Source organism: Clostridium sp. (genome assembly GCF_021372645.1).
Taxonomy (GTDB): Bacteria; Bacillota; Clostridia; order Clostridiales; family Clostridiaceae; genus Clostridium.
In genome coordinates this window covers 24170-39985 of record NZ_JAJFUC010000015.1, presented here as the reverse complement: position 1 = coordinate 39985, position 15816 = coordinate 24170, and the positions used below count along the sequence as shown (strand labels likewise).

The 15816-nt window shown below is 27.5% G+C and carries 13 protein-coding genes; all 13 read left to right on the top strand.

The genetic code is table 11. The annotated features are described in order from the left end of the window. Positions 1-39: 39 nt before the first annotated feature. The 13 genes from LLF98_RS02050 to LLF98_RS01990 all read left to right on the top strand — a co-directional run bounded on the left by LLF98_RS02050 (position 40) and on the right by LLF98_RS01990 (position 15777). Positions 40-816 (top strand): distal tail protein Dit, encoded by a 777-nt coding sequence (locus LLF98_RS02050; protein WP_291700346.1) that lies wholly within the window; start codon positions 40-42, stop codon positions 814-816. A 26-nt stretch (positions 817-842) separates the two neighbouring features. Beyond that, entirely contained in the window at positions 843-9323 is an 8481-nt protein-coding gene (locus tag LLF98_RS02045; protein ID WP_291700344.1) for a right-handed parallel beta-helix repeat-containing protein, read from the top strand. A gap of 20 nt (positions 9324-9343) precedes the next feature. Next, entirely contained in the window at positions 9344-9739 is a 396-nt protein-coding gene (locus LLF98_RS02040) for a hypothetical protein (RefSeq protein ID WP_291700342.1), read from the top strand. A gap of 205 nt (positions 9740-9944) precedes the next feature. After that, positions 9945-11555, top strand: coding sequence for a CFI-box-CTERM domain-containing protein (locus tag LLF98_RS02035; RefSeq protein WP_291700340.1), 1611 nt, complete (start codon positions 9945-9947; stop codon positions 11553-11555). Positions 11556-11637: 82 nt separating this feature from the next. Next, on the top strand, positions 11638-12276 hold the full coding sequence (locus tag LLF98_RS02030) for a hypothetical protein (protein ID WP_291700338.1): 639 nt from the start codon (positions 11638-11640) through the stop codon (positions 12274-12276). Positions 12277-12307: 31 nt separating this feature from the next. Continuing rightward, entirely contained in the window at positions 12308-12688 is a 381-nt protein-coding gene (locus LLF98_RS02025; RefSeq protein WP_291700336.1) for a hypothetical protein, read from the top strand. A 127-nt stretch (positions 12689-12815) separates the two neighbouring features. Further along, entirely contained in the window at positions 12816-13412 is a 597-nt protein-coding gene (locus tag LLF98_RS02020; protein ID WP_291700335.1) for a hypothetical protein, read from the top strand. After that, positions 13412-13591, top strand: coding sequence for a hypothetical protein (locus LLF98_RS02015; RefSeq protein WP_291700333.1), 180 nt, complete (start codon positions 13412-13414; stop codon positions 13589-13591). Before LLF98_RS02020 ends, LLF98_RS02015 begins: the two co-directional genes overlap by 1 nt. A 217-nt stretch (positions 13592-13808) precedes the next feature. Further along, positions 13809-14135: a hypothetical protein gene (locus tag LLF98_RS02010; RefSeq protein ID WP_291700331.1), complete on the top strand. Its 327-nt coding sequence runs from the start codon at positions 13809-13811 to the stop codon at positions 14133-14135. A gap of 17 nt (positions 14136-14152) precedes the next feature. After that, positions 14153-14620: a hypothetical protein gene (locus LLF98_RS02005; RefSeq protein WP_291700329.1), complete on the top strand. Its 468-nt coding sequence runs from the start codon at positions 14153-14155 to the stop codon at positions 14618-14620. 78 nt (positions 14621-14698) lie between these two features. Continuing rightward, on the top strand, positions 14699-15163 hold the full coding sequence (locus LLF98_RS02000) for a hypothetical protein (RefSeq protein ID WP_291700327.1): 465 nt from the start codon (positions 14699-14701) through the stop codon (positions 15161-15163). A gap of 1 nt (position 15164) precedes the next feature. Then, positions 15165-15401, top strand: a complete 237-nt coding sequence (locus LLF98_RS01995) for a hypothetical protein (RefSeq protein WP_291700326.1) — start codon at positions 15165-15167, stop codon at positions 15399-15401. Between the two features lie 223 nt (positions 15402-15624). Then, positions 15625-15777, top strand: a complete 153-nt coding sequence (locus LLF98_RS01990) for a hypothetical protein (RefSeq protein WP_291700324.1) — start codon at positions 15625-15627, stop codon at positions 15775-15777. Positions 15778-15816 lie beyond the last annotated feature (39 nt).

Sequence of the window (15816 nt, the reverse complement as noted above, 5' to 3'; positions counted from 1 at the left end):
GGATATACCCCTCTTATTTATTTGAGGAGTGAATTGAAGGTGATAAAAGATTCTTTATATTTTATATATGATGGAATTAAGTCAGAAGATCAAGGATTATGGAATGTAAATATAGATAGTGGAATGTTAGAAGAAACATTTATTGCTAATCGTAGTATTGAAAAAATTAAATCATATAATAATAAATTCTATTTTAAAAAAATAAATTATGAACCTATAATAATTCTAGTTAGTTTTGCTTTTAAAGAGGAATTTACTAATAGTAGTTTAGATGAAGTTAAAGATTGGCTATGTCAGTCATATTATAAACCATTACAATTTAGTGAAAACCTTGATAGGATTTACTATGCTATGATAACTGAATCATCTGATATTGTACATAATGGATTAAATCAAGGGTATCTAAAACTTACGTTTGAGACGAATGCCTATCATGGGTTTAGTCCTGTGTATCAATCCCCTCTTTATAATTTAGATAATAATACTGCTGATGGTACTATTATTGAATTAATTAATAAAGGTAGTAAAGATTTACTTTTATATCCTGAAATATCATTAGTTAAAACTATTGAAGATGGAGATGTTTCAATTATAAATTTAACAAATGGTGGATTAGAGTTTAAATTTACAGGATTGAAAACAAATGAAGATTTGTATATCAACAATGAAGAAGAAATTATTATAACTAATCTTCCTAATACTTATAGATACAATGATTTTAATAAAAATTATCTTTCTTGCGTAAAAGGAATAAATAGATTGAAAATATTAGGTAAATGTCAAATTCAATTAAAGTATCAGTATAAATTATTTTAGAGAATAATATGGAGGTGAAAAAATAGTTGTCTTTTTACAATATTAATATACGAAAACCTTTAAAAAATCCAAAATTATATCTTTATAAACCTAATCGTGAAATGATTGCATCCTTAAAAACTGCTTCTATAACTAACCACAAAATAACAGTAGCAAATATATCTGAGTTAACTTTTTCACTTCCCTATCAAATAGATTTAAACCATGAATTAGTTAAAAATCCTTATATTGATTTAATAAGATATAGATATTTAGTGCAATTAGTAGAAGATGGTTATGAAGAATGGTTTTTAATAGAAACACCTAATCATAAGTTAAATGATGAAACTGGTGAAGAAAAAACTATTGAATGTTTTTCATTGGCTTATGAACTTAGAAATAAAAAAATTACCTATTCTACAGAAGATATTGGTTCTCAAACTCCTACTCAGGTTTTAAACGCAAATTTAACTTCTACTCTTTGGACTATAGATTATATCGACCCTTATATTAATAGTCTAAAAAGACAATTTGATGTTTCAAATAAATCAGTTTTAGATTTTGTTTTGAATGACGTTGCCGAAACATTTAATTGTGTTCCTGTTTTTAATACTATTAATAGAACAATATCATTATATAAAAAAGATGATTTAGGTACAGGTAATTCTTTAGGTACAGACAGAGGGTTACATTTTAATACAAATAAATATTTAACATCTTTAGATTATACGGAAAATCCTGAAGAATTTTGTACTCATTTTAAACTAAAAGGTAAAGACGGATTGACCATTAATTCAGTCAATCCAACAATGGAAGATTTTATTTTTGATTATTCTCATTTTTTATATCCATATGAAGAAGATGAGATTGGAAATGTAGTTAAATCAAGTTATTATATGAGTGATAATCTTGCTGGTAAAATATTAGATTATCAAAATCTTTTAAATACTAAAAAAGGTACACAAGTTATTACTCAGACAGGTACAACTACTACTAATATCACTATTCCCTCTCATGGGTTAGTAAATGGTGATTATATATTAAATAAGACTTGTAATAATGAATATAGAAAAGTAATTGTAGTTGATGTTGATAATATTACAGTTGAATCAATAACAGGGCAAGCAAGCGGCAATACAATTTATTTATATAAAGATGAAACTTTTAGAAAGTTATTATTCTCAAAGTCTGATAAACAATTAGAAAAAGATACAATAAGTAATGAATTAACTGATTTAGAAACTGATAGAATTTTAATATTAGATATTATAGGAAGACAACAAGAAAATAATACTTATACTTCTTATGATATTATTTATAATAATTCTCCTATAACAAAAACTATAGAATTAAATAGTATTTTATATTATACGATAATGTGTAAGGTATCATCTATAACAAATTTAACTGTATCGTTGGATGACGTACAAAAAATATTAATAGCAGATACATGGGCAGTTTTAGGTAAAATAAGTAGTTCTGTTTCTACTCATATTGATTTTACAGGTATTGGCACAAATATAAATGTTCAATTAGTTTGTGTTGCTATTTCTCATGATGAATTTATTGCTTCTGGAAATGAAAGTGATTTAATTGAAAAATATAATATTTATAATAAAGAAACTCAGATTACTAATAAAAACCTTGAATTAGAAGCAATTGAAACTGAAATTACAAATCTTGATACTGCTATTACTAATTTAAAAAATGTAGTATCTAGGGAAAATAATTTTACTCAGGATGAACTAATTGAATTAACTCCTTTTATTATTGAAGAAACTTGGTCTAATGATAACTATGATAATGAAATAGATTTATATGAAGCAGGAATAGATGAATTTCAATTAAGAAATGAAATTAAAACTGAAATAAAAATTAGTATTGAGAATTTTCTTCAATGTGTTGAATGTCAATTTGATTGGGATAAATTGAATTTAGCAGATACAGTTACTATTCGACATGATAATTTTAATCTAAATGCTAAAGCAATTATTACACAAGTTGAATTTAATTATGAAACTGGTGATGTTGATTTAGTTATATCTAATATTTATAAGGTTTTAACCGAAGAAGAGAAAATAGGATTAAAATTATATCAATCAATGGAAACTACTGAACAACTAAATAAGAATAAAATAAATTGGAATGATGTTGCTACTAATTTTAATGTACGGAATGACAGAATTAGTACACTTCCAGCAAATCCTATAATTGCTGTAGATGGAACTGCAATTGACCATACTTTAAATACAGATGGTTCATGTGATATTGGATTTAGATGGAGTTTTAATCCACAAAAACTAGATACAAATATTAATCTTGAATATAATATTGATGGATTCATAGTTTATATTAGATCTTTATCTATCAATGAACCTTATATTTTTGGTTCTAGTGTTGCTAAAGAACAAATTTATAATATAAAGTTAGATAAACGTTCTTATGTTATTTATGGTGTTTCTGTTGATAAATATTATACTTTTGGTATTCAAGCATATAGGAAAGTAGATAAAGATATTAATTCTGAAGGTGTTTTATATTCTGATATAGTCAAATCCGTTGTATCTACTGAAAATCCATATCATCCAGCAGATGAACCAGTATTTTTAGGAAAGATTGATGATGAAGCTACTATTGGTAATTCACAAGTAAGTACAGTAATTCAAGATATAGAAAATTCAAAGAATCTATTGAATGATATTGTTTCAGATAGCAGATTTACACCTAATGAAAAGCAATTAATTAAAAAAGAATGGGATATTATAACCTCAGAAAAATCTACAATGGATTCGCAAGCTGGTACTTATGGAGTAAGTAAAGTTGATTATGATAATAAATATATTGCATTAAACGATTATATCACTCCTTTACTTGCTGATTTAACAGTAACAAGTGATATTGTTGCAGATACTTTTAGAACAAAATTTAAAGATTACTATGATGCAAAGATATTATTGCTTAATGCAATAACAGATAAAGCAAAACAAGACGCAATTGCTGAATTAAATAATTTTGTAACCATAGTTTATAACGAAGATATAAGTAATTTACAATCTCAAATTGATGGCAGTATTACTACATGGTTTTATGATTATGAACCTACGTTATTAAATCTTCCTGCAAGTGATTGGACAACAGACACTCTAAAAAATAATCATTTAGGAGACTTATTTTATAATTCTACGACTGGATATGGGTATAGATTTGCTCTAATAGATTCAGTATATCAATGGAAAAGAATTGAAGATACTGATGTGGTAAAGGCTCTTGCTAATGCTCAAAAAGCACAAGATACAGCAGATAGTAAACGTAGAGTATTTTATAATAAATTACCAAGTACCCCTACTCCACCTTATGATAAAGGTGATTTATGGACGATTACAAACGCAGATGATTCTAAAGGTGATTTAAAGAAATGTATAGTTTCTAAAACACAAGGACAATCATATGTCGAAACTGATTGGGAATTAGCAACTAAATATACTGATGATACTACTGCTAATGAAGCCATTCAGAAACTTGCGGATATTGCTAATGATAATAAATTAACTCCTTCTGAAAAGCAAGATACATTAAAAGAATGGATTATTATTCAAAATGAAAAAACAACTATAGATTCACAAGCAGATATTTATAGTATCACCACTGAAAAAATCAATTATGATAGTTCTTATAATGTTTTAAATAGTTATATCACTCCCCTTCTATTAGATTTAACTACAACAATTACTATAGTCGGAGATGATTTTAGAACTAATTTTAGAAATTATTATGACAAAAAAACTACTCTATTAGCAAAAATTTCAGAAGTAGCAAAAAATTTAGCAGACAATGCACAAGATACAGCAGATACAGCAGAAGGAAATGCACAAACTGCTTTAGGGGGTACATTAAAATATCGTACTACAGGAGTACCAACAAATAATCCTATTCCTTCAGGAATACAAATAACTGAAAACTCAAATGGGACACGTAATATAAAACTTCAATGGAACCAATATATTCAAGGTGAGTTACAAGCAGATATGCTATTAGTTTTCTGGTGTAAAGCAAATCAAACTCCTGTATATACGGATACTTGTGTACCAGTTAATGTAAATACTTCTGCATCAAGTTATTATATTTTTGAAGGTGTTAGTCCATCAGATACTTTTAGTTTTGGTATTGCTTCTGCTAGAAGAACTGAAAATGGATTAGAGATTGGTCAAATTCAAACTATAAACACAGAAACAGTAAAATGGATAAATATTACTCCTGCCACTCCAAATTATACTGCTAATATTGGAGGGGAAAGTGCAAGTGAAGTAGCAAGCAAAGCAATAAATGCCGTACAAATTGATGATATTGCTCCTACTTTAACTACAGTTACATTATCTGCTGTAACAATTAATAGTCAAACTAATGGTGATATTAAAATAAGCATTACAAAACCAACAGATATAGATTTAACAGGGTTTAATATTTGGAGAAATACTACCAATGATTCTGCTACATCAATATTAATAAAAAGTATTACTATTTCTTATGATAAATGTCCTAGTATATTAGAATATATTGATGATACAACAGTATGTGGGACAGATTATTATTATTGGGTTACTGCAATTGATTTTCAAGGAAATGAATGTGATAAATTTATACCTACTCCTTCTCATTTACAGGCAGTAGACAATGTGTTGCCTAGTCCACCAACTAATTTAAGTATTACAGGCGGTTGGGGTAGAATTGATTTAAGTTGGGATACACCAACAGATAAAGATATTTTAAAGTATAAGATATTAATAAGTGATACTGTTGATTTTGCTAGTCCCACAACAGTTTATTCATTTTCTTCTATTTATACTGATTTTGGTAGAACAAATACTAACACAAGATATTATAGAGTTTATTCTATAGATGTTGTAGGAAATGTATCTAGCGCTTATATATCTGGTTCTGGCTCAGCATTTCAACCAGCAGACAATAATCCACCAATTGTACCTTCAATTCTTGATAGTGGATATGTTTCGGATAATAATGGCAGAATAACAATAACATTTCTTGGTTCTACTTCAGTAGATGCTAAACAATATAGAATTGTAAGGCATAGATGCACTACCAGTACAAGAGTAGATGATGATGGAGGAAAAGAAGTAGGATTAATAAATCATATTTTTGCTATTGGTGGAGTTCAACAGCAACATAAATTTATTGATTCTTATTTAGAAAAAAATAAATATTATTATTATCAAGTTTTTTGTATTGATAATTCAGGAATGATTTCTACTGCTTTAGATATTCCATCAGGAGGATTGGCAGTACAAGCAATTGATACTACTCCACCTAATGCACCTGTGGTTAATTTTGATAAATCTAATATTGGTTCAATCACAATAGGTTGGGAACCCTCTAAATTAGATGGGCAAATTGATACTTCGGTTGTTTCATATAAAGTTTATCAATATGATGAAAATGGAACTAATGAAGTAGTATTAGGAATAACTTCTGAATTATTCTATACAGATAATACACCCAACACAGATGTAATATCAAAACATAGATATAAAATTACTGCAATTGATAATTGGGATAATGAAACAGATAGAAGTGGAATAAGTTTTTATCCAACTACAGGATATTTAAGTTCTTCATTGCCTTGGGAAGTAAATGACACTACTGCTCCCGAATGGGATGCAATTAATATTAATCCTATAGTTGAAACTTTGACAGATGGTACAATACAAATATCTTGGAGTTTATTAGGTCAATCATTCCTTACAGATGACCAAACTGGTGTTGCAGGATATAATGTTTGGAGATATGAACAATATCAAAATCCTTTATATAATAAATTGTTAATAGGAACAGTTGCAAGTGGGAATATTTATAAATATATAGATACTACTACAAAACATGAAACAATTTATTATTATTGGATAACAGCATTTGATAAATCAGGAAATGAATCAAGTTTCCCAGGTGATGTAGGAATAAGTGGTACTTGGCAACAAATTACTGCTATTAATTCAGATAATCCTTTACCTCCTACAAATATTAGCGTAACTGCTAATTTAGGTGCAATTGATTTAAAATGGGATACTAGTTTAAGCAATGATGTTTATGGTTATATAATTGAAAGAACTAAAAATATTAATGATTTAATTAATAACCCTTGGACAGAATTATATGAAGTAAATACTAATAATTATACTGAATATAATGTGTCTACTATAAAAGATGAAATAGTTTATTGGAGATATAGGGTTAAAGCAGTTGATATTATAGGATTATATTCTGATTATTTAGAAAGTGGAAAACCAGATACAAGTAATTATTCTCCTTGTGATAATACTCCCCCATCCCCTCCTAACAAACCAGTTGCAACTAATGAAAATAGATATGATGGAAGTATTAAAATAACTTGGACACATGATAATCCACCTAATGATTTAGAAAAATATATAATTTATAGACGCGAAGATAATAGTTCTGATTTTGGAGAAGATGTTAGTGAATATGGTGGTTCATATCATGCTGAAATATTTAACGGTTATGGTGTTACAGGATATGCTACAAGTTATGCAATAGTAATTGCTGAAGTAGATAAAGACACTACAGAATATGTAGATACTGGATTAGGTAGAGGTAAATATTATAAATATTCAGTTGCTTCAGTTGATAATCAAGGTAATAGCGGCGAAAGAAGTTTAGATAGTGATGTTTGTCAAGCAACTGATGGAATAGCACCAGATGTTAGTAATTTGAATCTTACTGCTACAAGTGGTTTTGGAGCAATTATTTTAACATGGAATGAAGTTGAAGGGGAATGTGGAGAAACATATTCTATTTATAGAAAAAAACCAACAGATGAAATGTATTATAAAATTGCAACTGTAGTTGGTTCTACAAATAACAGTAAGGCACAAAATACTTATGTAGATTATGATCCACCTTCTGATACTTCAGTTACTTGGTTATATAAAATGGTAGTTGTTGATTCATGGGGTAATTATTCAGATGATAGTGAAATAGTAGTTGGTATATCATTAGATAATTATGAAGCAAATATAACTAAGTCTAGTACTACTTTTATAGTTGGTGTAGAAGGGAGTTCAAATAATGTAAGACAAGCAAATTATATTGTTCCCGAAGGTTCAACTTCTGCACAAATAGTTATAAATCAAGCGATAAATGATTTGCCTATTATTATGATTGAAGCAGGTAATTTGGGTAGTAATAATACAATTTCAATCGTAGAATTAGGTAGTAACGCAAATACAATAGATGATTTTTATAACGGTTATACTATTAATATAATTGATACTAATAATAATATACAAAGTAAGATGGTCATTGATTATGTGGGGAGTACAAGACGTGCAATATTAAGTAGTTCATTAACTAGTACCCCAACAAATTCTTATACTTATAATATAACTTCTCCTAGTGGCACAATAACATTATTAGAAGGTAAATATATTATTAGTGATAGTATTAAATTATGTTCAGGAGTTATATTTCAAGGAAAAGGCAATACTATAATAACAACTAATACTAATGGCGTTACTTTAATAAAAAACAAAGATAGTATTAATTGTGATATTACAATCGAAAATATTATATTAGATGGGAATAATAAATTAAGCAATGGAGGAATGTATTTATATATTAACAGAGGAAATATTAATAATTGTAAAATATATAATATTAATGGGAATGGTGTTGAATTTAATAAATCTAATAATTTAAATATAATTAATTCTAATATTAGTTATTGTGCTATACATGGTATTCATACTGGAACTAGTAATAGTATTAATATAAGTATTATTAATAATAAAATATTTAATAATACAAGAGGTCTTTGGATAGTAAATTGTTCCAATATAATGATTAATAATAATACAATTTATAATAATGAAGCACAAGGAATAATGTTTTATAGTAGTAATAATAAAAATACTATATTAAATAATATAATTTATAATTCAGGACAATCAGCAATGTATTTATGGTGTAATAATTGTATTATTTCAGGAAATATATTAACTAACAATTGTATACAAATTCCTTGTACAGATACTACTTATATAGATTGTATTTATTTAATAACGGGGAATTACAATAATATTTCAAATAATATTATTAGAAATGATAGTTTACCTATAATACATTCTGGAATTGCACAAACTGGAACTAATTCTACTATTCAATTAGCAACTACAGCTTCTAGTGATGATGATTATTATACTGGTAAATGTATTTTTATTACAAGCGAAACTGGTTTTGGACAATTTGCTGAAATTACAGGATATGTAGGAAGTACGAGACAAGCGTCAATAAGCACAACGAATGAAAATCATTATTGGACAACTATTCCAGATAATACTTCTGTTTATGAGATTAGAAATGGTGCAAGATATGCTATAAAATCAGGGGGTACAGAAAATTTATTTTCAAATAATGATTTATTAAATGGCTGGAATTTAGCATATAGGTTAGAAGATATTGATAGCACAAATATTTGGTCAAATAATAGAACTGCTTAATAATAGGAGGAGATTATTTTATGTATGTAAGATTATGTGGTGATTCACCTATATTTGCTATTGGTATTTTTACTACTACAAATAATAATTTATATGCAATAAAAGAATTATTGAAATTTTCTATTGCTAATAATAATATTGCAATATTTGAAGAGTATGAATATAATTTAGTGTTAAATATTTTAAATAATAACAATATTAGTTTTTCATATACTGAATTAGATTACTTAAATTACAAAGAAAAAACTAAAGATATTAAATTTAATTCTCGTACTGAATTATTAAAATATTTACAGGAGGACGTAGAACCAGAATCTCAGATTATTTCTAATTTAAAAAATGAAAATACTAATCTTAAATTACAACTTCAACAAACAGAAGATGTTTTATTAACATTAATGTTTAATAATTCTTAGAAGGTGATAATTATATTTGAATTTTTACAGCGTAAATATCAAGAACATAAAATAGGTGAAAATGAACTTTATATAGCAGTAGAAAAAGGTTGGATAACATTAGAGCAAATGAATGAAATTAAAGGTAATTAATATAAATGTAGTTACATAATATTGTAATTTGTTTTATAATTGGATATAATTAGAAGAAAAAGGTTGTGATTTTATGATAAAAATTAATAATTTTAACAACTTTAAATTAAGTATTATTTTAATTATATCCTTATTTTTTATTTTCTATATTCCTTTGCCTTTATATGCAGGATATATAGATGATATAACTTATTATAATTGTCATTATCGCATTAAAGTTATTAAAGATTCACTTGATCAATCATTATTTTGGGGTGCTATATATGCTTATATGGATGGAGAAGAGTGTGGTAATGCTTATGTAGGATTTTATAATTCTGGTGAATATGGAAATTATTATGATTTAGAAGTAAATTATTCTTCAGAAGATTTAGACAAACATCTTACTTTTAAATATATATTTAATGATACTATAATTGATGCAATTTCTAATTCAGAAGTTATATTAGATGGTAAATCTCATAATAGTGATGAGCCATATATTGAATTATCTATACCAGATTTACCATCTTGTCCTATTGCCTTTTATCCTTATGTTAATTATCAAGGAGAAATAACTACTAAAGATAGTATTATTATGAATATCGAAGATAGTGTTAAAATTGAAAAGATTGAAGCAAAATATTCTGACGATAGTTTAAGAGATGTTACAGATATTTGTAATATTGGTGGAAGTAATGAATTTTTTAATGAGGTTCAATTAAACGAATTTAAAGCAATAAAAACTGGTAACACTTCAATTGGTTTTGGCTATATGGGATATAGAGATTTTAAATCCTCAATAGGAATTAAAATAATTGACACTTCCCCTTCCCTTTTAAACTCATCTATTACAGATAATGCAACAAATATACCAATTAATAATGAATTTACTTTTCAATTTGATAAATTAATATCTCAAGGTAATAACTTTAGTGATATTTCTATAATTAATTCACAAGGCAATCCATGTGCAGTAACAAAAACAATTGTTGGTGATACATTAATGATTAAACCTATTATTAACCTAAATTATAATGAAAACTATATCCTCTACATCCCTGCCAATTCTATTAAAAATATGGGAACTCAATCAAATACAGAAGATTTAATGTATCATTTTACAACAATTCAAAACATTGAGAATCCATTAGTAACAGGAATAGCAGTTGGAGATACTGCAATTGCTAATTTTAATCCTAATGTTACAACTTATAATGTAACACTACCTGAAGGAACAACAATTGCTCCAACTATTACAGTTACTTCAGGTGATAAAACAGCAGTAATAAATGTTCCACCTATAACAGTAATTCCAGGTTCTATTTCAATTACTGTTTCATCTGCTGATGGTAGTGTAGTGCAAAATTATGTATTGAATTTAACTTTAGGTGAGAATGATAATTGTTTTATTGCTACTGCTGCTTATGGTAGTTTATTAGAACCACATGTAAAAGTTTTAAGGCATTTTAGAGATAATGTATTAATGAAATTTTCTTTTGGGCAATGGTTTGTGAAGGAATATTATAGGTATAGTCCTCCTATTGCTGGTACAATTAGAGAGAGTGAAGGATTAAAATTTATTGTTAGAATGGTATTAACTCCTATTATATTTTGTATTGAATATTGGGAAAGTATGATAATAGGATTAATTATCTTAGGGATGTTAATTTGGAAAAGAAAATTTAGAGTAAAATATATTTAATAGAAGTAACAAATTAATATAAACAATTTTTGAAGGGTAAATTATTACTCTTCTATTTTTTTGATTGAAAGGAGGTAAATAATTGTCAACTTGGGATAATGATAAACGAATTGACAAAATGAGGTCTGGAGATGCAAACGATCCTTATGTCTATTTACAGGAGCCTCATAAAATAGTTAATCAAAAAGTTGTTCTTGAAGAATATCCTGATGATTTTAATAAAGTTGTAATTGATAACTTTACTGAAGTTTTAACTACCACTCCTTTAGCAAGTCAATTTTATTGTGATTATGCAAATTCAATGTTATTTTTTAATAGTGCAGACGATGGTAAAACAATAACTGCAAAATATTATGGTAAAGGTGTTGTTTTACTACCTATTTCACGTATATGGGTTCAAGAAACTAATGGAGATGTGACCCAGACACTTGAAGAAATGATTGATAATTATAATCTTCATACAGAAGATGAAAGAATTGCTAATGAAGCAATAAGAGTGTCTAATGAAAATACAAGAATTATTTCTGAAAATACTAGAATATCTCAAGAAATCGCAAGGGTAAATGCTGAAGCAGTTAGGGTTACAGGAGGAGCATTAATTAAATCAGGAGATACTATGACAGGAGATTTACATATTAGTACAGGAAAAGGAATTGTTTTTGATAATATTAAAATTGCTAAAAATTCCTCTTTAGGTACACTTGATATAACAACAATATAAAAATAAAAAGGTGGTGATAGGAGGTTTATAAATGGCAATACAAAAGACCACTTATTATAATTTAGATAAACCAGATAAGGGGACATTAAATTGGCATATAAATAATAATAATAATTTTGATGTAATAGATACTGAATTACATAATCAAGATGAAAGAATAGATAATCTAGTTACTGGAGTAACGGTAGATTCGGAAGTAATTGATGCAAGACGTTCTGCACAGAGAAATGCTACTTATAGTACTTTAGATGCCAGATTAGAAGATATTGAATTAAAAGGATTAAGAAAAGATGTAGCAGATACTAAAACTGGTGATTTAACTATGAATAATGATTCAGGAATTATTTTTGGAGGGAAAGTTAAGTTTAGTTTTAATGAAGCATTAGGAACTGTTGATATAACAACAGTATAGTAACTATATAAATATTTAAATAGAACGAACATTTTATCATGTTTTGAGGTCTTAGAAATCCCAATTTATAGGTATTTATTTTTTTGTTATTTTTTAAATTATTAATATAAAAGGAGATGATTCTTTAATGAGTCTCGTTGACATTTTAACACTAAAGGGTTACTGGAAAAATGTGTCAGATTGGGTGAAAGGGACAGATACAGTTTCCAGTCCTAAAATTACACTAGCGGGAAGTAATTCGTATGAAGTAGTGACTTTAGCTAATGCAGTAGCTTTAACAGATACAACAGTATATTCCTACCCTTTAGGAAGTTTAAGTAAATACATTGATTTTGAAATATTTATCACTGATACCCACAAAGCTAATTCTGCTCTTATAAATTTACAGTTTGGAGTATCTTCAGGAATTTATATGCCCGCAACAAGCGGGAAAAACTATATGGCCCGTTTAGAGTATAAATACTCTACAACACAGACAGTAATTAATAAGATTACAAGTACGTATTTAAGGTCATTTTTGCCATTAAGTCGCTGTTTTGGGAATCCTGTTTTTTACTCGGGACTAGGTGAACAAACTGATGCTTACGCAACGGGAGCAATAGAATCACTATATAAACAGCTTTTACAAACTCAGAGTGTACGTAATACTTCATTACAGTTTCAGTATGAAACAGCCCCCACAGAAGGTGCGTTAACTATTACGTTAGTAGGGAGGATTAAATAATGCCAGAACAAACACAAGATGCTATAAATTGGGCTTTAACACAAAAAGATGTTGATGGTAATGAGATTACCAAAAATACGACTCATTCTTTAGTTGATAAGGTGAGAGATTACTTCAACAGCAATAATATTAATTACAATTCGTTCTCGTATGATGATTTAATACCATATCTTATTTAACTCTCGGAATAGCGAATGTTGAATAAGAAATAAATTCTAACACCCATATTTACAATTTACTTACAGTATTATTAAGTCGAATATTAATATATTTTACTACAATATGAAAATAAACATAAAACATGATAAAAGCTTCATTTTATCATAATTTCGTACCTCACAAACGCCTATATATAGGCGTTTTTATTTTGTAAATTTTTTAAAAGAAGGTGATATTTTGCAATTAAGTGGTGATACATCAATAGCTAGTAATGAACAACCTATTAAATATATTAGAGATAGAAATATAAATTATGCTCCAGATACAGGAATAGCAGATGCTTATGTTGTGACTTTAAATCCTATACCAACAAGTTATGTGGAAGGAATGAATTTTTTAGTTAAAATAACTAATCAAAATACTGGAGCATCAACTATCAATGTGAATAGTTTAGGAACTAAAACTATTGTCAAATCAGTTGATGCTGCACTTGCTAGTGGAGATTTATTAGCAGGACAAATAGTAATGCTTTGTTACAATGGAACAAGTTTCCAATTAATATAAAGTTGGTGATTAATTAAATGACTGTAATTTCTCGTATAAATCCTACAACTAATATAATAGAAACCAAAAACTTATTTTACGAGATGATTCAAGCATGGGATGAAACTTTGACTTGCGATGATAGTCACACAATCGATGAATTAATGTCTTTCGATGAGTCTTTACCAGCAGAAGATTTATTAAAGGTTTTATTTGATGGAAATGATTTTATAATGACTAATGTATCAAATATTCACATAGATGAATTAGGTAATATTTCAGCAAAAGAGTTTTATGAGATAGAACCATATTTAGATGATTCTACAATAATTGATGATACTACATTAATGTTGGATGACACATATGTGTTCGATGATACCGCTGAATTTGATACATTTTTTCAATATGTTCTTGGGTTAGATGTTACTATGAATGATATTCAAACAATAAGAATTGATCCTAGTAATCAAAATATAATAAGTAAATTAAAAGATGGAATATCCTAACACAAATGGATGATTTATTACAATTTTACCTTTTAGAAATTGACATATTGAATTATTAATATAAAAGGAGATGATTTTTTGGCTCAATTTCCATTTTCAAATTTAATGGATGGCACAAAAAAATTAGCCACAAGAATATATAATGCTACTGGAGAATTATTCACTTCTACTAATCCTGGTGTTGTTTCACTAACGGGAAGTAAGGTAGAAGAAGAACAGATAATCACTAATTTGCAATTAGCAGCCGGAGCAACATCGTCAATAATTGTTTGTGATGTTTCTAATTCTTCTTTTATCACTTTTGCAATTACGGGAGTCAATACAACTGGAAATCTATCATGGAGTGCCACAGCGGCATTTTTAAGCTCAAGTCAGACTCGGTTAGAAGTGTCACAAAACATCATATCTACGACATCAACGCCATATGGAATTAGTGCCAAATTACCTGTAAAAAGTAAAAAGATAGGGTTATATTTAAAAAATGAGACTGTATCAGATACTCTTACTTTTGCAGTTGGGCATATAAATAGGATGGTGAATTAATATGACGTTAATAGAAGCGTTGCCGAAAAATGAAGATGGTCAAATAATACTGAATCCTGGAGGCATAATGGATGGGGTTTCCATACAATGCACCGTTGATACCAGATGGTTTGAAACAAACTATTCTAATATTGCAAATGTGGAAGTACCTTTAACTCAGGAACAATTAAATATTTTAAAAATTGATGTTTTTTGGAGTGAAAATGTTGATAAGTGGAAAATGCAAGGCATTATTTAACTCTCGGAATAGCGAATCTACAATAAGACAATAAAATAATAATTGAATAATTATACATATCTTTGTATAACTATACATTAATTAAAATCAACATAAAATCTATTTTTTATCATGATTTTTAACAAATGCCTATATATTGGGGTTTGTAACTATTATTTAACGCCTAGATTTGGGCGTTTTTATTTTTGCAAAAATAAAGAAATAAGAAATGAGGGAGATGATAATGGAAAAGGTTATTGAAAAAATTGAGAAATGGATAATTTATAAAATATCCCAACCAACAAATCAATATAATCAATTCACCTTTGAATGGAGTAGAGGATACAAAAAAGCATTATACGATTTAAAAGAATTAATTAATGAATGGAAAAAATAATTCTTAAAATAGCAAATAGGTGTAGGAATCTTCCCTTCC

What these genes read in the sequence shown, in the direction of transcription:
- LLF98_RS02005 (WP_291700329.1), top strand. Translation starts at nt 14,153, where the DNA reads ATGACTGTAATTTCTCGTATAAATCCTACAACTAATATAATAGAAACC.
- LLF98_RS02025 (WP_291700336.1), top strand. Translation starts at nt 12,308, where the DNA reads ATGGCAATACAAAAGACCACTTATTATAATTTAGATAAACCAGATAAG.
- LLF98_RS02015 (WP_291700333.1), top strand. Translation starts at nt 13,412, where the DNA reads ATGCCAGAACAAACACAAGATGCTATAAATTGGGCTTTAACACAAAAA.
- LLF98_RS02035 (WP_291700340.1), top strand. Translation starts at nt 9,945, where the DNA reads ATGATAAAAATTAATAATTTTAACAACTTTAAATTAAGTATTATTTTA.
- LLF98_RS02020 (WP_291700335.1), top strand. Translation starts at nt 12,816, where the DNA reads ATGAGTCTCGTTGACATTTTAACACTAAAGGGTTACTGGAAAAATGTG.
- LLF98_RS02040 (WP_291700342.1), top strand. Translation starts at nt 9,344, where the DNA reads ATGTATGTAAGATTATGTGGTGATTCACCTATATTTGCTATTGGTATT.
- LLF98_RS01995 (WP_291700326.1), top strand. Translation starts at nt 15,165, where the DNA reads ATGACGTTAATAGAAGCGTTGCCGAAAAATGAAGATGGTCAAATAATA.
- LLF98_RS01990 (WP_291700324.1), top strand. Translation starts at nt 15,625, where the DNA reads ATGGAAAAGGTTATTGAAAAAATTGAGAAATGGATAATTTATAAAATA.